This window comes from Acinetobacter venetianus RAG-1 = CIP 110063, assembly GCF_000368585.1.
In the GTDB taxonomy this organism is placed as follows: Bacteria; Pseudomonadota; Gammaproteobacteria; order Pseudomonadales; family Moraxellaceae; genus Acinetobacter; species Acinetobacter venetianus.
Genome location: NZ_KB849556.1, coordinates 159,659 through 181,138 on the forward strand (window position 1 = coordinate 159,659; position 21,480 = coordinate 181,138).

Below are 21,480 nucleotides of genomic sequence, written 5' to 3' on the forward strand. Positions count from 1 at the left end.
GTTAGTGTTCCTCCATTGGTTTTAACTGAGTGGTATTTGGAATCGTTGGTGCTTCTAACGTTTGTTCTGCAATTTGGCGTTGCTTATATTCAGAGATGTGCTCACCTTGCAGTGTTGGTTTGGAAATCACATCAGGAATAAGTAAAGCATTATGATCTTCTACTTCACCACCATATTTTGTTTCTGGCAAATAGCTTGGATCATAAGGTTGAACGCTGATCGCACGGCCTTGGTTATCCGTCTTTAAAATGGCTTGCTGATAAAGGGCGTGATTTTGGATTTGCTGTGCAGTCAAAGCCATATAGTTTTGAATTGGAGCAGCAAATACTACATAAGCCATTAAAGTACCCAATAGAATATAAATCGCTTTATCATTTCGTTTTGGAGCTACTTCTGGTAAAGCTTGATAAACAGCATAAGCTTCTTCGTTTGGATTTTCCTCTGGTGGTGTAGCTCGCCAGAACAAAATGAAACCAACGCGGGTAAGTGCGATGATACTCAGCAAGCTGACAATTAAAATAACAGCAATAATCCAACCTTGATAAGCCGTTTCAGCGGTGGCTTGTAAAATAAACACCTTGCCAAGGAACCCACTAAATGGAGGTAGACCAGCAAGCATCAAGGCAATGGTAAAGTAGGTAAATGCCGCAGCCTTTTCCTGTTTCATTTTAGGAGAGACTTTGAGGTGATCTTTGAATGCACCACGTTGTGATGTAATCCAACCACAGAATAAATAGAATGCTGCTGCAATCAATGTGCTGTGAACTAGATAGTAAAGACCTGCTGCCCATGCTGCTGTATTGAACATCGATATTGCAATTAGCAATGTTCCGATAGATGACAGCACCATGAAACCTACAAAGCGACGTAAACGATCTACACCGAGTGCGCCAATAACACCGTAAATGGAAGTGACTAGACCGATGACTAATAGACAGTTTTTAAGAATGTCTTGTGCCATTGCATCATCAAACACAGTGCCATTTACACGTAAAATGGCGTAGATGCCAACTTTGGTCATGATGGTAAAAATTGCAGCAACAGGTGTACTCGCAACGGCATAGGTTTTAGGTAACCAAAAGCCTACAGGCAGCATCGCCGCTTTAATGCCAAACACGACAAATAATAGTAAGCCACCTGCAATCGCAAGTTTATGCTGGTCATTGTCTAATGTTGGAATAAGGCGACCGACATCAGCCATATTTAAGCTACCGACACTGCCGTAAATCATGCCTAAGCCGATTAGAAAGAGTGCTGATGCAAGTAAATTGATGGTGACGTAATGCACACCCAGCTGAAAACGTGGGCGACCTTGTCCATGCAACAAAAGCACATAAGATGCCATCAATAGAATTTCAAAGAAGACAAATAAGTTAAATAAATCGCCTGTTAAGAATGCACCAGATAACCCCATTAATAGGAAATGGAACATGGCATGGAAATAGCGACCACGCGTATCCCAGTTTTCACTGGCATACCACATGACGGGTACAGCGACGGCATAGGTCAATAGCAGCATGAAGGCTGAAAGACGATCAAGCACTAATACAATACCAAAAGGAGCAGACCATTCACTGAGTTGATAAACCGTGATTTGTCCTGTACTCGCAATTGAGAAGTAACTTATTGCCAGCCCTAAACCGATTAACGCTGAAACGAAACTAATGCCTCGACGCCAAGGTTGACGCCAGTCTTGCTTTAAAGAACCTGAACCTGGATTTCCAAGTATCAATAGGATAAAGCTGGTAAAAGCTGGAACTAAGATACTGAGAATAGGAGTATGAGTAAGCCAAAAATTGTAAAAATCGAACATTATGGCTCATCCTCACGTGGGTCATAAGTCAAGGTGGGTTCTTCTTTAGAGTCGACATGATCTGTACCAGACTCATATCGGCTACGGAGAGCAAGTTGTACGATAAACGCAGTCGTTGCAAAACCAATTACAATTGCAGTTAACACAAGTGCTTGAGGGAGGGGATCTGTGACTTTGGTTGCTTCAGTCAAGATAGCTGGAGCATTCACTTGTAACCGACCCATTGCGAATAGGAATAGGTTGACAGCGTAGCCAATCATGGCTAAACCCAAAACGACAGGAAAAGTTCTCGCACGCAGAATCAAATAAATTCCTGTCGCGGTCAGCAAGCCAATCCCAGATGCAAGTAAAAATTCAATACTAACCATTATTTATCTCCACTTGGGATTGGGCCAGACATGCTTGAATGGCGTGAGTCACCTAAGACTGAAATCAATAACATGGTTGCACCTACAACGGTGATATAGACACCTAGGTCAAAAGCTGCTGCTGAAGCTAAATGCATTTTTCCGAGTAGGGGTGGCTCGACATAGATATGTGCACTGGTTAAGAATGGGCGTGCCCAATACCATGCTGCAATACCTGTTAAACCAGCAATCGTTAAACCAGAACCAATCCAAATCTCATATAAACGACCTGATTTGGCTTTTAGCATCTGCTCAGTTTTATCTTGTCCTAGAACAATATACTGAATGATCAGTGCCATCGAGGTAATCAAACCTGCAATAAATCCACCACCTGGGTAGTTATGACCACGTAAGAAGATATAAACACTTACTACCAGCGTCAGTGGCAAGATCCAAGAAGCTGTCATACGTAACATCAGTGGCGATGGATTAAAGCGATAGGTAAGACCTTGGGTCATGGTTGTGCCATGCGCACGCATACCATCCATCAAGCAAAGCGCACCAATACCTGCAATACCCAATACCGCGATTTCGCCAAAGGTATCGAATCCACGGAAATCGACGAGGATCACGTTCACTGCATTTGAACCACCACCAAGTGGAATCGCTTGCTGCATGAAGAACCAAGAAATTGAATTGTGATCTCGAGTTAATAATAACCATGCAATCCAACCAATACCTAAGCCACCTGCGATGGCTAAGCTTGCATCTCTCCAACGCCGTGAACGACTTGATTCATATGGTGTAAGTTGTGGTAATAACGACAGACTCATTAATAATAAGACAGTGGTTACAATATCAACGGTGATTTGCGTTAGGGCTAGATCGGGTGCAGATAGAGTCACAAAAGTCATAGTGACAACCAAACCAACTGCACCACTAATCAACACTGCCTTAATACGTTCGTGGTGAAACCACAACATCATCCAGCAGCCAGAGAATAGTGTTAGCCAAAGGACAATCGCAACCCACGGTGCATGTGTCAGTTCACGAGTTCCCATAGTGAGACCTTGATTGAACAGCGGTAAGCCGACCATCAAAATACTGAACAAAACGATCCATAGCAGATAGCTTTGTAGTGAACCATTTTCTGTTGCTTGTTTAATCTTTCGGCTATTTAACAGTAAATGTTTTAAGAACAGCTCAAATATGATCTTGCCTTGAAATTTACCAAGATAAGGATCAAGGTCAATTTTGCGGATGCGCCCATCTTTTGCTAAAGCGAAATAGAAGATAGCCCCGCCAATCAAAGCAATCACACTCATGAGTAGTGGTGCATTGATACCATGCCAGATTGCAAGGTGCACACCTTCAAATTCAGGTTGTGCCAAACTTGAGCGAGTCACGCTATTGACCATCGTGCCTGCAAGAAGGGCTGGAAGGATCCCCACTAAAATACACAAAGTTGCCAAAATGATTGCTGGGAGACGCATTCCTAATGCTGGTTCATGCGCATCTTTATTTGGCACTTGCTTACCAACTTCACCGTCAAAGAACACGCCGTGAACTAGGCGAATTGAGTAGCTAACCGCAAAGATCCCTGCCAAAGTTGCAACAATTGCCGAAATGATCATCACTGGGCCTGACAAATTTGCAAGCAGTTCAGTAAAGAACATTTCTTTGGAAATAAAACCGTTGGTTAATGGAACACCCGCCATTGAGGCAGCAGTGATCATGGTTAATGTGCCTGTAAAAGGCAGTAATTGCCAAATGCCACTTAACTTACGTAAATCACGCGTACCCGTTTCATGGTCAATGATCCCAGCAATCATGAACAGTGCAGCTTTAAATGTCGCATGGTTGATGATGTGGAAAATCGCAGCAGCAACGGCAAGGGGAGAACCGATCCCCAATAAACATACAATAAGACCTAAATGGCTGATTGTTGAATATGCCAACAGACCTTTAAGATCTTCTTTGAAAATTGCAAAACCTGCCGCCATACACAGTGTGAATAGACCGACAAAGGTGACGATATTGTGATACAGCGCAGCACCAATAAAAATAGGTGCTAAACGTGCGAGCAGGAAAATACCTGCTTTAACCATGGTTGCTGAATGCAGATAAGCGGAAACAGGCGTTGGTGCAGCCATCGCATTGGGTAACCAAAAGTGAAATGGGAACTGTGCACTTTTAGTGAATGCACCCAATAAAATTAATAATAAGGTTGGTACAAAAAGGTAATGCTGTTGAATCGTATCTTTCATCAGCACAAGCTGATCGATTTGATAGGTTCCTGTGATTTGCCCGAGTAAGACAAAGCCACCGAGCATTGCAAGACCGCCCATTCCTGTAATGGTGAGTGCCATACGAGCACCGCGTTGTGCAGCATCATATTGACTCCAATAACCCACTAAAAGGAATGATGAAATACTGGTTAATTCCCAAAATACCAATAAGATAATGAGGTTATTGGAAAGTGAAATACCAAGCATTGCCGCCATGAACAGCATTAATAATTGATAAAGTTTACTAAGAGAGTTTTTCGGACTCAGATAATAATAGGCGTAAATATAAATGAGTGTACCGATACCGCTAATCAGCAGACCAAACAATAAACCTAATGCATCTAGGCGAAAACTTAGATTGATTCCAAGTTGAGGAAGCCAATCCCAGCTTTGTTGCAGAGTATTTCCCTGAAGAACAGTTTCTGCCTGAGTAAGAAGTAAAATGAAACAACTAAGGCTGATGCCAATTGCCCCTAGTGCCGTCATGCCCCGCGAAATACGTTGCAATTGTGCGACAAGGGTGGTGCCGAGTATGAGCGGTAATAAGATAATAATCGGTAGCACACTGGTATCCATGTCGATGATTTAGGTCGGGAGCGACCTAAGGGTGAATTTTCTTTTCGAGACTCACAGGCATTCAAAGAGAGCGCCAAAGTTTCAAATCTCGAAACCCAATCAAGTTAACGGAGGCAGCAAGTTGTATTGCACAACTTGAAAATAAATGAGCTTTATCTTACTATAAAATATGAACAAAAACCCGATGTTATTACATGAAAATAACAACATCAGGCTGAGTTTGGTCGGGAAAATTCAGTCGATGAAACAAATGATTAAAGCGGTGTTTCTTCGGGGGTATCATCAATTTTTAATAAGCTTAATAAATCATTTTTTTCTTGAGGGTTAAGCTCCTGTATTTGATGAAATAATTCATCAACTCGGCTAATCAGTGTTTCTGTTTCCAGTAAGTTGTGTGTTTGCGCGATGTTATTTCCTTCAGTCCAAACCAATTCGTTATACAGTTGAGAGAGTTGTTGTTGTGACTTCTCTACATTGATTTCGTAGATTTCTTTGGCATCTAAACGTAAACATTGATAATCCACGGCATGTTCAAGCAATTCATCTCGATTGCCTGAAGCGATAATTTGAAGTCTTGGAAATGCTTGATGAAGTCGTTGCAGAATCTCAGCACAATTATTTTGATCAAGCTGATGATCGATCTGATCAATTAATAAAATGCCTTCGCCCTCTAAACAAGGATCAAAACAATGCGGATTGAGTAAGCACATGCGACGAGTAATATCACCGACAAGTGCAATCCATGTTTTGAGTGAGGCTGAGAGCTGTTGAAATGGAATTAACTGATCACGATAACGTACGATCAATTGTAATTTTGGAACATATTGAATGTAGAGGTCTGTCAGGTCAGGAAAAATGGTATGTAAGCTTTTTTTCAATGCATACAGATTTGGGGCAGATAGTTGCTTTGGATGATTAGCCAATTCTTGCTGTAATTGATTTAATATTTCCAATTGATTTTGTTGGCTAAAATCATTCCCCATTAAGCGTCGAACAATATGAGCTGAGTGGGCATTTTCTACATCACTTATTTCACGTAACCATTCAAAAAAACGCGCAAAAGTGGTGTAGGGAATCGCCGTAAGATCATAAGCAGAGATTTCTTGTAAAATTCCCGGAACATTTTTGCTTTGTAAATTGATTTCATGGACAAAGCGTTCAGCAGGATAATAAGCAATCAGTGGTAAGCCAAATAAAGGATCTTGTAAGCTGGTTTTTTGATAAAGCGTAACCATTTGATCAAGCTGCTGTGTCTCGACTTGACTGATACCGACACCTTGACTATTAAATGTCTTAAATAATTTCCAAACACAGCTTTGAGTGTCCGTTTCAGCGGCTGAACTGCTCTCCGCCAAACTACCAGTCAGTTCAGTACTCATACGAACTTGCATTTGAATTTTTGCTTGGAGTCGGGTCAGCATAATGTCTTGATCAGAAATGACCACGCCCGCTGTTCGTATATCTTTATAACGTGCCGAGAACCACGTTAATGTTTGGTAAATATTTTTTAATAGCGTGGTTTTGCCTGTAGCTTGATCACCCAAAATAAGTGTGACAGGACGCTCAGCCTGAAATTCGACAGTTAAGTCTCGAAACATTCCAACATGCTTGAAGAGAACAGATTCAAGTTGCATAGGCTCTCACCTCAATCTAAGCGCTTTAACCTGCTGACTGACGAAGACTTGAGGGAGCGCACCGTTTTAATTGTTGTATTAAGTCAAAAAGATGGTGAATATTTAAACTTACTTTAGCACGAGTACAGGCAACGTAAAGTAATCTTAATTCTTCATCTGTAATTTTATGTTCCAGTCCATTCACTTTGAATTGGTAATCATCTTCGATATGGACACGATTCCATTCCAGTCCTTTGGCTTTATGTGCCGTTGAGATCACATAATCAGCTTGTTCAATCGGTGTGATTTTGGCAAGGGCTTTTTTAAGTGGTTCTGTGCCGTGATCATCGACCAATTTAACCAATGGTTTAATGTCGCTGCCGTCATTGGTCTCACAATATTCATGTACATCATGCCATGAGTTAAACCAAGCCAGCTCAGGGACATCGGTAATGCGTTTGCCTTGTTTCAATAGGCTTGCCGCATCAACGAAACGACTGAGTTTTTGATGATCGGCTTGTAAGCTGACTTTGTCGCCATGTACCAAACCTGAAAGCAATAACTCCATCGCGCGGGCATTGGTGCGGCACAGGATGGCATCACGCATTTTGGTGTGCGGTTTATTCACCACACTCGATTTTACATTTGGATTGCCGAGTAGAGGGACGGTTTCATTGAGTGCACCAAGTAAACTATTTGCCACATCTGCGATTGCATCACCGAAACGGAACGAGGTGGTCAAACGGCTTTCAGGTAGTGGCATTTGTTGCATCGCATTGATTGCACCACGCCAAGCATAGATTTGCTGATGTGCATCACCGACATAAATCACTTGGGTGCTTTTCTGACGCAACAAAATTCCTAACATCAAGGGATCGGCATCTTGTGCTTCGTCAAATAGCACATAATCCGCAGGAATATTCGGTTCAGACAATGCCCATAATTTCAGATAAATGTCATGCCCAATGCCTGCTTGATGATTTGGATCAATCGATTCTAACCAGCGACGTTCAACCGCAGGATAAAGATGCTGTTGTAAAGATTCGATATCATCCTGATGCAACCAACTCGGTGCTTGAATATGACGAGGCGCTGGATATTGTGAACTGGTCGAACAAAAATAGCTCACCGCATTGGCAACTAGGCTTGCCAAACGGCTTGTCATCAAAACGTATTTTTCATAACGTCCACCCATGAGTCGACGCAAAGTAATCGGTTCTAGGCGATATTCTTTGGCCATAAAACTTGGACTAAGACGTGGTAAACGTAATTTATCCGTTACCCCGCGTGGCACACTGCGAAAAGCGAGCGAGTGGAATGTTCGACAATTTACATTGCCATGAAATTTACTCTGCGCTTCTGTTGCGATGGCTTTGTTAAATGCCAAATACATACCACGCCGTTCAGGCATGGCATCACTGATCATTTGTAAGGTTGTCGTTTTACCTGTGCCAGCATAGGCAATCACTTTAAAGGATTGTCCTAAACGAGCATTGTCTATGGCAACAGCTTGCTCATAAGTCGCTTTGGGTTTCTCGATACTCGACACAGGCGATGCTTACGCTTCTTTGCTACGATTGGCTTTTTCGACTAAACCTGATAAGCCTTGGCGACGTGCAAGTTCATCCAATACGACTTGAGGGTCGAGATCAAAGTAGCCAAGCATCACAATGCTGTGGAACCAAAGATCAGCAACTTCATAGATCAGGTCATGTTTATTTTCAAGTGAAGCATGCACCGCATAATCTTTTGCTGCGATGATGCTTTCGACACTTTCTTCGCCGACTTTTTCTAAGATTTTATTGATACCTTTTTTATATAGACTAGCAACATAAGAGCTATCAGCTTCAGCATTCTTACGTTCTTGCATTAAGCGACCTAAATAGCTCAACACATCAATTTGTTCATTGTGGCTATGGTCATGCGCTTCTGTTTTTGCGGATGCACCATAAATTGCAGTTGGATCTTTCAGTTGGGCATCAACGATTTCCCAGCCTTGAGGTGTGAGTTTTCGATAAAAACAAGACTCTCGACCTGTATGACAAGCAATACCGCCGTGTTGCTCTATTTGAAGAATAATAACATCAGCATCACAATCGAGACGAATTTCATGCACTGTTTGAAAGTGTCCTGATTCTTCGCCTTTGTGCCACAATTTTTGACGTGAACGCGAGTAATACACCGCCTGATTTTTTTCAGCTGTCAGTTGTAAAGCCTCACGATTCATCCACGCAACCATTAACACTCGACCAGTTTGATGATGTTGTGCAATGGCAGGAACAAGACCATTGGAATCAAATTTAACTTCATCTAACCAGTTTGACATGAGTGGAAATCCATTTGGTGGAAAGCCGTTAGTGTAGCGTTTGTGGCTAGGGTTGGCTATGCTTGTCGTATAAAAAATCGGTCATATGATTTGTCTATAAGATAGGTATTAGTAAATTGTAATTTAAGAGTTGTTTAAATTAATTTTGATTTGTAAAGCCATCACTATTATAAAATTATCTCAGCATATTGTTATAACTTAGGAAAATAAATCTTGGACAAAATAGAAAATTTTGCTTGTCGAGTATGTGGGCTTATACAAGGTGAAGAGCCGTGGGGGGAATGTGGCGAAGACCCAAACTTTAATATTTGTGATTGTTGTGGTGTTGAATTTGGATATGAGGATTATACTAAAGAATCTATAAAAGCGTACCGCAAGAAATGGTTGGAGGCTGGTACTAATTGGTGGACATTAAAAGAGAAACCCAAAGATTGGGATATTGAAAAACAATTACAAAATATCCCAATAGATTATCAATAGCCTAAAATTGTTGATAGTTTGAGATTTCAATCAAGTTTTGATCGGGATCACGAATATAAACAGAAATAATTTTTCCTACAGCACCCGTTCTTTCAATAGGTCCTTCAATAATTTCGACATTCCGTAGTCGTAAATGCTCAATGACTTCATTTAAAGGAGTTTCTGCAATAAAGCATAAATCAGCTGAGCCAGCAGAGGGTTGATGAGCTTTAGGCTCAAACTCTTTCCCTGCTTGATGCAGATTAATTTTTTGAGTGCCGAATTTTAAGGCCTTACGATTATCGCCAAAGGTGATAACTTCAAAATTCAAGGCTGATTGGTAAAACTGACAAGTTGTCTCAATATCGGCAACGGTCAGAACTAAATGATCTAAATGACTAATTTTCATATTTAATTCAAATCCTATTTTGCACTTAGTCATATTCAGGTAATGATTGATTATTTTCAATCAAGACATTTTGATTGTGTTGGTATGCCGCAATCTGTTGATAGCTCATTTGTTGGAACATACCTGTTTTTAAACCTGAAATGGTGATTGCCATTTCTTTACGGAAATACGGGATTTGATACAGCCAAGGGAAAACAAGGTCGCGTAATCCACCTACCCACCAATGATCTGATTGATAAAGAGGGGTGAGGAGTCGACTGAGAAATTGGTAGAATTGGGTCGAAGAACGACGGTGTTGGTGATACTGCTGCCATAATATCGTCCAGTCGATCTGCTGGTTTTTCTGAGCAGTTTGCAAGGACTGAGAAAATGCCCATGCATCCAAAAGTGCCATGTTAGCACCTTGGCCAAGCTGCGGACTCATCGCATGTGCCGCATCACCAATGACCCCAATGCGACCTTGTCCATATTGAGACATCACCACATCACGATATTGGGCAGAAAGCCATTGCGGTTGATGTTGTTCACTCCATAAAAGCTGCTCTAGCCAATCAGCAACATTTGGCCAACGAAGAGAAACCTGTTTCAACCAATGTTGTTTTGCCTGTTCATCTTGTAGGAACGTACTTAACTGCGAAGTCGGCAAACTCCAAAACACACTCGATAGCCGTTGTTGTGGTGCGGATGGAATTGCACCTGTAGGCAAGACGCCCATCATAATTTTGGATCGATCATAAAATTGATGCAGAATCTTAGGGTCTAATACGGTGCACTCAGGCACGATACTCCATGCCGCGCCCCAAGGATAAGCTTGATCTACTTTGACCCATGCTTTAGGGCGTAATTGACTCCGTGCACCATTCGCAATCAGTACAGCATCAAAACAAGTATCGAAATTTTGCTGTTGGTATGAACCCGTCAAACGGACTTCATTATGACGTTCTTCGACCTGATCAATGCTATGCCCCATACACCATGTGATTTGATTTGCATACTCAGCCAATTTTTCAGTTAATACGTGACATAAGGTCGCACGATGAATCCCGATGCCGTAGAAATTTGAGCCAGCTTGATGGTAGTGGCTGTTCACTAACAGTCTTTTATCAGCAAGTTGCCCCTCTAAGCCTGTGACTTTTGCGCCAAGTTTCAGGGTATGGTCGAGAACACCAAGATGTTCAAAAACCGCTAAGCCTGCTGGTTGTAACAGTAAACCAGCACCTACAGGACAAAGCTCATTAACTTGCTCAAAAATCGTAATTTGATGACCTTGTCTGGCAAGTAAAATGGCTGTTGCCAATCCAGCGGTACCTGCACCAATGATTGCAAAATGGACTCTTTTCATTATTTATTCTTTTAAGGGCGTTATAAATTGGTTGAATTGTGATTTTAATTGATCGTAATTAATTTTTGAAAATTGATATAAAAAATCCTCTGCGAAAACAGAGGATTTTTGCTTTATTTCGCCATACGCCATAGCGCTAAAAGACTACTTAACACGATAAGAATAATCGATACAAACCAAGGTGTAATAATCGCAATGGTAAGTAAAATCAACATGATGCTGCCAAAAATCCAACTGCGGCGTTGTTGATGTTGCATTTGCAGGCGCATTTGTTGAATTTCTCGCAATTGTTTGTCATGCCATGCAGACTGATTTTTTAATCCATTTAAACTGTCGATGATCAGGCTTGGTAAGTCTTGAGCACCGAGTAATAAATCAGGAATCTGTTGTCCGATTTCTTTGACATTTTTAACGGGGTTCATATTGGCTTTGACCCATTCTGTCAGAATCGGTTTTGCCAGTTTCCAAATATCAAGCTGAGGATAAAGGTCTGTGCCTAAACCTTCAACATGCACCAATGTCTTGAGGAGTAACATCAATTGCGGTGGAATTTCCAAGTGGAAACGACGCGCAATATCCATGACTTGAATCAAGATGCCTGCAAAATCCAGTTGATCCATCGGTTTTGAAACCATAGGACCGACTGTACGACGCATTTCACGAGCCAGAGTATCTTGATCTGTACCCGGTGGAATCCAACCTGCTTGATGCACGATTTGAATCAATTGCATGAAGTTGCTATTCATCACAGCAAGCAACATGCGTGCAACGGTCATTTGATCATGTTTAGACAATTCACCCATGATGGCACAATCCAGCGCAATAAAGCGTGGATTACTTGGGTTAATCGTTTCAACGAAAACATTCCCTGGATGCATATCTGCATGGAAAAAGTTGTCACGGAATACTTGGGTAAAGAAAATCGTCAGACCTTTTTCTGCGAGATCAGCACGATCCATACCTAAACGATCAAATGTTGCCGTATCAGAGATAGGAACACCCGTGATCCGTTCCGCTACCATCACATCTTTACTGTCCATATAAACTTCAGGCACATACATCATGCTTGAACCTGTAAAGTAATGGCGCATACGGCGGGTATTGTCTGCTTCTAAGCTCAGATCAAGTTCATTTAAAATGATTTGACGATAATCTTGGATGATCTCTGATAAATGTAAGGCGCGTGCAGCTTCTACACGATTTTCTAACCAATCACCCAGCCATGCCAAGATTTCAAAATCTTGCAGAATCTGCCCCCGAATATCAGGGCGTGTGACTTTTACAACCACTTCACGGCCATCATGCAAAGCCGCAGTATGTACTTGTGCAATAGATGCGGCAGCTAATGGTTGCTCATCGAAGCGTGAAAATAAGGTGCTGACATCTGCCTTAAGTGATTCTTGGATGCGTTGTTTAGCAAGTTGTGTATCGTAAGGTTTGACACGATCTTGTAATAATACCAACTGAGATAAGACTTCAGGTGGAATCAAATCTCGGCGTGTTGATAATAATTGACCCAGCTTAATTGCAAGTGGGCCCATTTCTTCCAAAGCTTCCTTGAGCTTCAGTGGATTTTTCTTTTCTCGACTCGACCAAGCAGCGGGGTGCATTTTAATAACATTTAATGCATGACGCGCTTTAACAGGAAGTTCTTCCGCAGGGAACAAGGTGTCAAGGCGATAATGTGCAGCAATACGCCAGAGTTCGTGTAACCGTTTAACATGCGGAATCATATAAAATCTTACCTAGTCTTGAGTGGTTTGCTTTTGTTGGTTGAATTGAGTTTGTAACTGTTGCAATTGAGCTTCGAGTCGATCTAATGATTGATTAAGTTGTCGCGTCTCTCGATTGAGATCATCCATTTGCCAACGAGGAGCAAATAGACCGCTATCTTCTTTTAAGGCGTCTTCAACAAAAAAAAGCTGACTTTGCAAAGAACGTTTTAGCTGCTGTGGTGCAAGCTGAATTTTACCTAGCTCATGTGCGAGTTGAGGGCCAATCCAAGGAGAGAGATGCGCAGCGAGATCAGGTTCAGCCTGCTGCATAATTCGCTGAATATCTTGTAGTAAGTGATAATCGCCTTGCAGCGGAATATTACCAATTTGATCCATATCACTGAGTAATAATTTGACCAGTTCCACTACATTTTTAACATGTAATGTTGCGGTTGCATCTGTGATTTTCTGTTGAGGATCAAATGGACGCTGTTCAAAAATAGAGGGGCTTTGGCTTTGCCCTGTGACGGTTGGTTCTAAACGAACTTTATTTTCATCAAAAAACACATCAACTGAAAGTTGTGGACTGTCAATAACCACGCGTAACAGTTGACCTTGTAATTGATTGAGTTGAATGCGAGTAATCGCATCCAAGTCAATCACATGATGAATGAGTCGTTCAACCGCACCGAGTGCTAAAATCGACCACATTGCAAATTCCTTAACGTCAAAACTTTAAAGTTTGAATCCGCGGTGAACCGCAACGATACCACCTGTTAAGTTGTGATAGTCACAGCTTTGGAAGCCCGCATTTTCCATCATGCCTTTTAAAGTACGCTGATCTGGGTGCATACGAATCGATTCAGCAAGGTATTTATAGCTTTCAGAGTCATTTGCAACGAGTTTACCCATGATCGGAAGTGCCGTGAATGAGTAAAGGTCATACAATTTAGAAAATGGTTCAAACACTGGTTTTGAAAATTCAAGTACCAATAAACGGCCACCTGGCTTCAGCACGCGATACATCGCTTGTAGTGCCGCATCTTTATCCGTCACGTTACGAAGACCAAAACTAATAGTCACTAAATCAAAACTATTGTCTGCAAATGGTTCTAATGTTTCTGCGTTGGCAAGAACGAAATCAACGTTGGTGCAGCCCGCATCAATCAGGCGATCACGACCAACATTTAACATTGATTCATTAATGTCAGAAAGAACAACGTGTCCTTGTGGACCGACTTCACGGCTAAATACTTTGGCAAGGTCACCTGTACCGCCTGCAATATCAAGGACATGTTGCCCACGACGAACGCCAGACATGTTGATCGCAAAACGTTTCCAAAGGCGATGAATACCAAATGACATCAAATCATTCATGATGTCGTATTTGCTTGCAACTGAGTGGAAAACTTCTGCAACTTTTTGGGCTTTATCATCACTGCTTACAGTTTGATAGCCGAAGTGTGTAGTTTCTCCAACATTACCTGTATTCGCACCGCGAGGTAGATTGTATTTTGGAATCGCACCTGTTGGTGTAGACGCAATATTTTGTTGTAAAGATTGTTGCTGACCTTGAGGTGTGCCTTGAGGAAGCGGTGCGCTTAGGAATGGGCTAACTTTGTCTGAACTTTGAGTTTGCTCAACTTCTTGGGTAGGCTGTTGGTTTTCGTTAGACATTGTGTTCTCCTAAACTTTTTGCTCTAGCGGCACGAATCAGCATGCATGATGACAGATTTTGTAATTTTTTACAGGGCTTAGCATATCATTGTTGTGAATAATATACAGAAAGTCACGATCTCAAAAGTATTTTCATTTTGGTTTTTTGAGTTCTTAAATAAAAATCCCTCTTAAGCGAAGAGGGATTTGAGTAACGAGTTTATGCACGAAATGGATCAGGGTGGCCTGCATGTACTTTGTCGATTATCTCACGCTCTTTTTCGGTAAATGATTTGATAAATACCGCGGCTGATTTCATCGGTTTCATTGCGGCAAAGCCTTCTTGGATGAATTCATACATTTGATCGAATTGATATTTATGTGCAATACCTTTACACATTTTAAAGGCGGCAAACATCATGGTTGAACGCATGTATTTATCAAGTGTTTGACCCAGTTCATCCAGTAAGTGAAGCTGTTCATAACGAGCCTCACCTTGATCAAGTTTCACAAGGGTCTGACGCATGATGTCATCAGTCAATGCCGTTTCTAATGGATAATCTTCCAAAAGTTGCATTGCAACTTGCTCATCCAGTTGAGTTGCGAGGACTGCAAGGCTGACAGACTTGGTACCCGTTTTAATTGCATTTTCAGGGAGTAAGCTTTCTGCTTTATGAGCATACTTTAATAGGCGTTCGATTTGCTGAGCCATAGCATCAAAATCAGGGCCGCCGTATAAACGATTGAGAAAATATTGCGCCATAAGTTGATTTTCTGGACGGGCAAAAAATTCTTCATGCGTTTGAGCAATACGCTCTTTCATCCATGCTTGTACTTCGTGCAGACGTTGGGCAATCGCTGGGTTTTGGTGATAGTTCAAAGATTGGTATTGTAATAAAAGTTGATCAAATGCAGCGAGTTTTGACATGTTTGAACTCAAAGAAAATAAAACCATAAAATCATAGGCTGCATAATAACGAAGAACCATGACAGCATAAACCGAAAATGTTTAACAATTGGTCACTGTTGTCATTCACTGATTTAACTCTACATAAACTGTACAAGGGTTCTGTAAAGCTCTAAATCGATTTCATTATACTTATTCTTAATAATTAGCCATTTAGAATTAAAGATGAGCGCACAACAACCAAAATTTGAAATACGAGATGAAGATGAACTGTCTTTAGATCTGATTGAAGCACAATACGCTTTAAAAGATAGTCGAGATAAGAAGAATGCCAAAAGTGTTCTGATTTTGGTCAGTGGCATTGAAATGGCGGGCAAGGGCGAGTCAGTCAAGCAATTGCGAGAATGGCTCGATCCGCGATATTTAAAAGTGAAGGCGGATGCTCCAACGCTGCTTTCATCGAACCAAGTATTTTGGCAGCCGTATACCCGATTTATTCCTGCCGAAGGGCAGATCGTGGTGATGTTTGGTAATTGGTACAGCGACCTACTTTCAACTGCGATGCATGTATCAAAACCTTTAAATGAAGAGTTGTTTGATGCCTATGTTGAGCAGATGAGAGCTTTTGAGCATGACTTACAACACAACAATGTGCATGTAATTAAAGTTTGGTTTGACTTGTCATGGAAATCATTACAGAAACGGTTAGATCAAATTGATGCTTCAGAACAGCACTGGCATAAATTACATGGTTTAGATTGGCGCAATAAAAAACAATACGATACCTTGGCGAGTTTAAGTCAAAAATTTACAGATGATTGGTTTGTGATTGATGGTGAGGATGAAAAAGTAAGAGATCAATGCTTTGCACAATATGTGTTGCAAACGTTGCGTGAGCTACCTGATCACCAAACCAAAATTACAGAAAAGTGGCAACAAGCTAAAGTTCCGAAAGCCTTACTTGAACCTTCCAAAGACAGTTTAGATAAAGATGAATATAAGGAAGAGCTAAACAAACTGACCAAAAAAGTGGCTGATGCGTTGCGTTATGACGAACGTAAAGTGGTGGTGGCTTTTGAGGGAATGGATGCGGCTGGAAAGGGTGGTGCGATTAAGCGCATCGTAAAAAAACTCGATCCTCGTGAATATGAAATTCATAGTATTGCTGCACCTGAGCGTTATGAGTTACGTCGTCCTTATTTATGGCGCTTTTGGAGTAAGTTAAATGATAGTGGCAAGATCACAATTTTCGATCGTACATGGTATGGACGTGTTTTAGTTGAAAGAATCGAGGGCTTTGCCAGTGCTGTCGAATGGCAACGTGCTTATGACGAAATTAATCGTTTTGAACAAAGTGTTGTCGATAGCCAAACCGTACTTGTGAAAATTTGGCTCGCCATTAGTAAAGATGAGCAAGCAGCGCGTTTTAAAGCGCGTGAACAAACGCCACATAAACGCTTTAAAATTACTGAAGAAGATTGGCGCAACCGTGAAAAATGGGATGATTATTTAAATGCGGCTGCGGATATGTTTGAACGAACGAATACTGATTACGCGCCGTGGTATGTGATTGCGACTGATGATAAAAATACTGCAAGGATCGAAGTGCTGAAGGCAATTTTAAAACAGTTGAAAGCGGATTAAGCTTTCAACTGAAAGATATAAAAGCATTACGTTTAAAAGTGATTAAGCCACAATGGTATTACGGCTTTTCTGCTGAATACGTTTTGCCAAGTTATAGCAATCTTGAATATGTGCTTCGGTAATTTTACGCATCATGAAATAACCAAGGCTTGCTGCCACAAGTTGACCACCGAGAGGAATAAACTTGGTCACTTGTTTGGTCGCAATCTTGGTAAAAAAACCATTAAACGATTTTTTCATCGCAGTACGTGCTACTACAAAACCTGAAAACTCAAAGCCACGTTTACGTAATTCATCCCAATGTACTTTCTTGGTTTCTGGGTCATAGACACTGATATGTTCAGGTGCTAAGCCAAAGCGAGCATTCACATAAGGAATGATCTGGGTCAACATACCTAAATCGACCACAACATCAAAAAATGGAATAGGAACAATCGCTGCACCTGCTGACCAATACGCACGCTTTTTTGTAAGCTCTAAACACTCTTCGCGGATTTGATCCAAGTTCAAGCTCGGATCAATTGAGTCAGGAATTTTTTCAATTTTCATAAAGTTATACCTAAAGTCTATCCCTCGATAGTACATTCAATCGTACTGAGTGGTGAATTTCAAAACAATTTTTTTATTTCCTTGTGTGTTTAACGTGACATAGTTCGATGAAGTTGTATAGTGATGATTGTGTACGGTTTCGTGCAACACAATGCTGATTTATTGACGAGGTTGTATTTACGCATGGGGATTCATGTTATTCAAAGTCAACGCCTTGATGTGTTATTGCAAGGTGTGATGGCGTCAATTACTCAGCCGAGCAACTCGCCATTTCAAGTCTTTAAAACACAGCATTTTATTGTACCGAGTCCCGCGCAGGAGCAATGGCTCACGCAGAAAATTGCTGAACAACAAGGCATGACTGCCAATTATCAATTTCATCAACGTATTCGCGGTTTTCAGTGGTACGCTTATCAACAAGTCTTAGAAAATAAAGAAAAAGTACGTAAAGCCAATATTCCTCGATTGATTTTAAAATGGCGCATTCATCAAGCCTTACAACCCTTTATTCAAGCAGATCAAATCAGTCTAGCTGAAGATCATCCTTTATATTCAATCGTACAGCGTATTTACGATAGTGCTGATCAACTACAACATGGCAAAGAGAAACAGCTAAAAAAACAAAGTATGTTGTATTGGGTAGCTGAGCAAGTCTCTCAACTGTTTAACAACTACATGATTTATCGTGGGACTTGCCAACGTGCATGTGAGGGCGAGTGTACCTGTTCAGGTAATTGGTTATCGGCTTGGGGCAGAAACCAAGCCTTGAATATCGAACAACTCATCTCAATCACAGATCAACAAACCTCGGCATTTAGCTTAGAGCAAACAGAAAAGCTCGAGGCATGGCAACGTTGGCTATGGCAGAACTATTTCCATGATGACTTTGTCGAGATGCAGAGTATTGATGCTGACTTTTGGCATATTCTTGATCAACCGCACAAACGTGATCAAGCGTTAGCGCAACTGCCCAATCAGGTGATTGTATTTACCATTTTGGATTTACCACCGAGCCAATTGCAGTTTTTACGCCGCTTAGGACAATATTTAGATGTGGTTATTTTGCACTATAACCCGTCTCAAGAGTATTGGGCGGATAGTGTCGATCCTTTGTGGAAGCAACGCTACGATTTAGGGGTGAAAGAGCGCTTTATTGCCAAAAATCCCAAAGCAACGGATGAGGAAATCACGGCGTTTTTTGAACAATTTACGCTGTTCTTTAATGCGCAAGCACGCGAGTCACGTCATCCTTTGCTGACTCGCTTAGGGAAGCAGGCGCGTGACCATTTCTCTTTATTGTCCCAGCTTGCAACAGGTGAGGAAGGCAAGTGGGTGGATGCTTTTGTTGAGCAATTTCCTGAAACTTTATTAGGGAAAATCCAGTCTGATATTTTCTATCTCGCTGAACCTCAAGCTGCGCAATATGAACTTGCCATTGATGATCAATCGATTCAATTGCATGTTTGCCATTCCAGCTTACGTCAACTTGAGGTACTTAAAGAGCAATTGGTCAATTGGCTATCTCAGTCTGATGTCATGCCGCGTCGTCCAAGTGATGTGTTGGTTTTAACGCCAAATCTCGCTGAGCTAGAACCATTGATTCGTAGTGTATTTCCTGCGGTTGCCAATGATCAGGAAGTTTTTTTACCTGTCAAAATTGCAGGTGTCGCCCAGCTTGATGCTTTGAATGCTTGGCGTGCGGTGCTAGGTCGTTTGCAATTGACACAAGGTCGCTTTACCCAAGATGATTTCGCAGACTGGTTAAATTTATCTGCAACGCAACAGCGCTATGGTTTGGATTATAGCCAAGCTCAACGAATGTTGGATTTACTCAATGATGCGGGCTTTAAGCGTGGTTTGGATGCAGAGCACCTGCAACAAAGTTTGAGTGAAACTGACCAAGACTATCGTTATAGTTTTAAATTCGCCTTAGATCGTTTGGCGCTAGGTATTGCAGTACCTGCGCATGTGATGGTGCAACAGACGCTTAGTTATGCAATGGTTCAGTCTAGTGATTTTGAGCTGATTGGAATTTTGATTCAGATTTATCAAGATTTGTCCGCGCGACGACATTGGCTGATGGCACATGAACACGGTCAGCGTTTGCCTGTTGAGGCATGGTTAAAACGACTGAAAGGTGATGTGCAGGAGTTTGAGCAAGCGGAGATTGTCGCGTTAAAAGCTGTACGTGAAATCATCCAAAAGCAAGAGCGTATGCTGACTTTGGCCAGTTATTATGAAGATGCTGAAACTGAGCTGCGCCAAATTTCATTGCCATTGCCTTATATTATTGAAGAAATCCAACGAACTTTAGAAAGTCAGTCTGCACAGGTTGAGCCGACAGGACAAATCACCTTTAGTCAGATTGGGCAAATCCGTCCAATTCCTTATCGCTTGATTGTGCTGTTGAATTTAGATACAGGTAAGTTCCCAAATCGAGACAGCCATATTCCTTTTGACTTAATGGATGAATTGCGTCAGCAATTGGGTGATCGCTCTCGTTTAGAGGATGATCAAGGCGCATTTTTAGATGCAGTATTGTTAGCGCAGGAGCAATTGTGGCTGTTCTATAATGGTTTTGATATCAATGATGGTGAAGTGAGAGAGCCTTCAAGTGTGTTGCAAGGATTTCGAGATCATTTGGCGTTGATTGTTAAATCCCCCTCAGCACCCATGTATGAAAGGGAGGAGAGTGGGGAAGTTCCTCTCTTTATCAAAGAGGGGGTAGGGGAGATTTGTCCACCTCAACTTTATTCTCTCTATCATGTACACCGTTTGCAACCTTTTGATCCGCTCGGCTTTACCACGGATCGACCTGTACGTTTCCAAGATCAATGGTTTAAGGTTGCTTCACAGATTCAGAAAGCGAAAGGTGAACGACAGGCATGGGTGAATGCAGCCTATCCAGTTGAACAGAGTGAAATGACCATTTTGGAGAGTCAGCAATGGATTCAAGATGTGACCTTTCCAGCACGGCTATATTTAAAAACGCTAGGGGTGGAAAATTTAAGTGCTACTGAATTGGTCGATCTAGCCGAGCCTTTGTTATTAGATGGTCTAGGCAAATATGCGATTCGACATTTTTTACAGCAGCACGATGAAAAAGTTTCACCCAGCATCTTGCAAGATCAGTTGCCTGTCGGCAAGGTACTGCACAGTGCATGGCAGCAAAGCCGTTTAGAACAACAACGTTTAATGGAACGTTTACAGCAATATGCAGCCGCGCCGACGGAAACTACGCAACGTATTTGGCGAGTTTCTAAGCATTTGCAAATGAGTTGTATCACCCCCAAGCAAGATGTGCAGGATTGGGTCAGCTTAGATGCTTCTAGTGCGCGTGCCAAACGTTTGGCTAAAGTGTGGTTGGAATATTTGCTCTGGCTGGTTGTCTCAAATCAGGGTGAAGCCACTGAGAAACGCCGTATCGTGGTGTTCAGTAATCAAACGGTGATTTGTGAAGGCGTAAGTTCAACCCAAGCAAAAGATTATTTACAAGCATGGTTAGAGCTTTGGCAAAATGGGCAACAACAACCCGTGGTTTTGCCAGCAGCACTATTATTAAAACCTTTGGAAAAAGCCAAATCCTATGAATGGATTGAGCAAGATACTCGACAGATTTTGGATGAAAATAGTCAAAAACAAGTATTAAAAGATTGGAATGATACAGGTGATTTTTCAGGTTTTGACATGGTACAAAATGAAGCGTGTAAATTACATCGAGATTGGCAGTTTATTTTACAAGAACAAGATGCGACTGCTTTATTGAACTATGCTTGTGATCAGTATTCATTTGCCTTGTATCAACCTATGTTTGAATTTTTGCGTGTGGAGTAAGA

The 21,480-nt window shown here is 41.5% G+C and carries 16 protein-coding genes; 3 read left to right on the forward strand and 13 right to left on the reverse strand.

The window, feature by feature from the left end:
* Nucleotide 1 precedes the first annotated feature (1 nt).
* From F959_RS00795 to hisIE, 6 genes are all read right to left on the reverse strand, one after another.
* Nucleotides 2-1,813, reverse strand: coding sequence for a monovalent cation/H+ antiporter subunit D (locus tag F959_RS00795; RefSeq protein WP_004876504.1), 1,812 nt, complete (start codon nucleotides 1,811-1,813; stop codon nucleotides 2-4).
* Entirely contained in the window at nucleotides 1,813-2,181 is a 369-nt protein-coding gene (locus F959_RS00800; RefSeq protein ID WP_004876507.1) for a Na+/H+ antiporter subunit C, read from the reverse strand. Before F959_RS00800 ends, F959_RS00795 begins: the two co-directional genes overlap by 1 nt.
* Nucleotides 2,181-5,024, reverse strand: a complete 2,844-nt coding sequence (locus F959_RS00805) for a monovalent cation/H+ antiporter subunit A (protein ID WP_017196809.1) — start codon at nucleotides 5,022-5,024, stop codon at nucleotides 2,181-2,183. The genes F959_RS00800 and F959_RS00805 overlap by 1 nt, the downstream gene beginning before the upstream one ends.
* Before the next feature lie 254 nt (nucleotides 5,025-5,278).
* Entirely contained in the window at nucleotides 5,279-6,658 is a 1,380-nt protein-coding gene (locus F959_RS00810; RefSeq protein ID WP_004876512.1) for an ATP-binding protein, read from the reverse strand.
* Nucleotides 6,659-6,683: 25 nt separating this feature from the next.
* Complete coding sequence (locus F959_RS00815) at nucleotides 6,684-8,186, reverse strand: UvrD-helicase domain-containing protein (RefSeq protein WP_004876514.1); 1,503 nt, start codon at nucleotides 8,184-8,186, stop codon at nucleotides 6,684-6,686.
* A gap of 9 nt (nucleotides 8,187-8,195) precedes the next feature.
* A complete protein-coding gene (gene hisIE, locus F959_RS00820) occupies nucleotides 8,196-8,963 on the reverse strand; it encodes a bifunctional phosphoribosyl-AMP cyclohydrolase/phosphoribosyl-ATP diphosphatase HisIE (protein ID WP_004876516.1) in 768 nt (255 codons plus the stop codon).
* A gap of 213 nt (nucleotides 8,964-9,176) precedes the next feature.
* Between hisIE and F959_RS00825 the strand changes: the two genes are divergently transcribed.
* Entirely contained in the window at nucleotides 9,177-9,443 is a 267-nt protein-coding gene (locus F959_RS00825; RefSeq protein ID WP_004876518.1) for a hypothetical protein, read from the forward strand.
* A 1-nt stretch (nucleotide 9,444) separates the two neighbouring features.
* Here F959_RS00825 and F959_RS00830 read toward each other — a convergent pair whose 3' ends face one another.
* The 6 genes from F959_RS00830 to F959_RS00855 all read right to left on the reverse strand — a co-directional run bounded on the left by F959_RS00830 (nucleotide 9,445) and on the right by F959_RS00855 (nucleotide 15,472).
* On the reverse strand, nucleotides 9,445-9,831 hold the full coding sequence (locus tag F959_RS00830; protein ID WP_004876521.1) for a VOC family protein: 387 nt from the start codon (nucleotides 9,829-9,831) through the stop codon (nucleotides 9,445-9,447).
* A 25-nt stretch (nucleotides 9,832-9,856) separates the two neighbouring features.
* Nucleotides 9,857-11,173 (reverse strand): FAD-dependent oxidoreductase, encoded by a 1,317-nt coding sequence (locus F959_RS00835; protein ID WP_004876523.1) that lies wholly within the window; start codon nucleotides 11,171-11,173, stop codon nucleotides 9,857-9,859.
* Between the two features lie 113 nt (nucleotides 11,174-11,286).
* Nucleotides 11,287-12,906 carry an ABC1 kinase family protein gene (locus F959_RS00840; RefSeq protein ID WP_004876525.1) on the reverse strand — a complete coding sequence of 540 codons (1,620 nt, stop codon included), beginning with the start codon at nucleotides 12,904-12,906 and terminating at the stop codon, nucleotides 11,287-11,289.
* A 12-nt stretch (nucleotides 12,907-12,918) separates the two neighbouring features.
* On the reverse strand, nucleotides 12,919-13,599 hold the full coding sequence (locus F959_RS00845) for a ubiquinone biosynthesis accessory factor UbiJ (RefSeq protein WP_004876526.1): 681 nt from the start codon (nucleotides 13,597-13,599) through the stop codon (nucleotides 12,919-12,921).
* A gap of 24 nt (nucleotides 13,600-13,623) precedes the next feature.
* Nucleotides 13,624-14,565 (reverse strand): bifunctional demethylmenaquinone methyltransferase/2-methoxy-6-polyprenyl-1,4-benzoquinol methylase UbiE, encoded by a 942-nt coding sequence (ubiE, locus tag F959_RS00850; protein WP_004876527.1) that lies wholly within the window; start codon nucleotides 14,563-14,565, stop codon nucleotides 13,624-13,626.
* Nucleotides 14,566-14,764: 199 nt separating this feature from the next.
* Nucleotides 14,765-15,472 carry a DUF8198 family protein gene (locus F959_RS00855; RefSeq protein WP_193760043.1) on the reverse strand — a complete coding sequence of 236 codons (708 nt, stop codon included), beginning with the start codon at nucleotides 15,470-15,472 and terminating at the stop codon, nucleotides 14,765-14,767.
* Between the two features lie 204 nt (nucleotides 15,473-15,676).
* Between F959_RS00855 and pap the strand changes: the two genes are divergently transcribed.
* Entirely contained in the window at nucleotides 15,677-17,095 is a 1,419-nt protein-coding gene (gene pap / locus F959_RS00860; RefSeq protein ID WP_004876529.1) for a polyphosphate:AMP phosphotransferase, read from the forward strand.
* Nucleotides 17,096-17,137: 42 nt separating this feature from the next.
* On the opposite strand, the gene F959_RS00865 is transcribed toward pap, so the two are convergent.
* Nucleotides 17,138-17,644, reverse strand: coding sequence for a hypothetical protein (locus tag F959_RS00865; RefSeq protein ID WP_004876530.1), 507 nt, complete (start codon nucleotides 17,642-17,644; stop codon nucleotides 17,138-17,140).
* A 183-nt stretch (nucleotides 17,645-17,827) separates the two neighbouring features.
* On the opposite strand from F959_RS00865, the gene F959_RS00870 reads away from it, so the two are divergent.
* Nucleotides 17,828-21,478 (forward strand): exodeoxyribonuclease V subunit gamma, encoded by a 3,651-nt coding sequence (locus F959_RS00870; RefSeq protein ID WP_004876531.1) that lies wholly within the window; start codon nucleotides 17,828-17,830, stop codon nucleotides 21,476-21,478.
* Nucleotides 21,479-21,480 lie beyond the last annotated feature (2 nt).

Coding starts and splice junctions, on each gene's coding strand:
- F959_RS00795 (WP_004876504.1), bottom strand. CDS start 1,813: ATGTTCGATTTTTACAATTTTTGGCTTACTCATACTCCTATTCTCAGT.
- F959_RS00800 (WP_004876507.1), bottom strand. CDS start 2,181: ATGGTTAGTATTGAATTTTTACTTGCATCTGGGATTGGCTTGCTGACC.
- F959_RS00805 (WP_017196809.1), bottom strand. CDS start 5,024: ATGGATACCAGTGTGCTACCGATTATTATCTTATTACCGCTCATACTC.
- F959_RS00810 (WP_004876512.1), bottom strand. CDS start 6,658: ATGCAACTTGAATCTGTTCTCTTCAAGCATGTTGGAATGTTTCGAGAC.
- hisIE (WP_004876516.1), bottom strand. CDS start 8,963: ATGTCAAACTGGTTAGATGAAGTTAAATTTGATTCCAATGGTCTTGTT.
- F959_RS00830 (WP_004876521.1), bottom strand. CDS start 9,831: ATGAAAATTAGTCATTTAGATCATTTAGTTCTGACCGTTGCCGATATT.
- F959_RS00835 (WP_004876523.1), bottom strand. CDS start 11,173: ATGAAAAGAGTCCATTTTGCAATCATTGGTGCAGGTACCGCTGGATTG.
- F959_RS00840 (WP_004876525.1), bottom strand. CDS start 12,906: ATGATTCCGCATGTTAAACGGTTACACGAACTCTGGCGTATTGCTGCA.
- F959_RS00845 (WP_004876526.1), bottom strand. CDS start 13,599: ATGTGGTCGATTTTAGCACTCGGTGCGGTTGAACGACTCATTCATCAT.
- ubiE (WP_004876527.1), bottom strand. CDS start 14,565: ATGTCTAACGAAAACCAACAGCCTACCCAAGAAGTTGAGCAAACTCAA.
- F959_RS00855 (WP_193760043.1), bottom strand. CDS start 15,472: ATGTCAAAACTCGCTGCATTTGATCAACTTTTATTACAATACCAATCT.
- pap (WP_004876529.1), top strand. CDS start 15,677: ATGAGCGCACAACAACCAAAATTTGAAATACGAGATGAAGATGAACTG.
- F959_RS00865 (WP_004876530.1), bottom strand. CDS start 17,644: ATGAAAATTGAAAAAATTCCTGACTCAATTGATCCGAGCTTGAACTTG.
- F959_RS00870 (WP_004876531.1), top strand. CDS start 17,828: ATGGGGATTCATGTTATTCAAAGTCAACGCCTTGATGTGTTATTGCAA.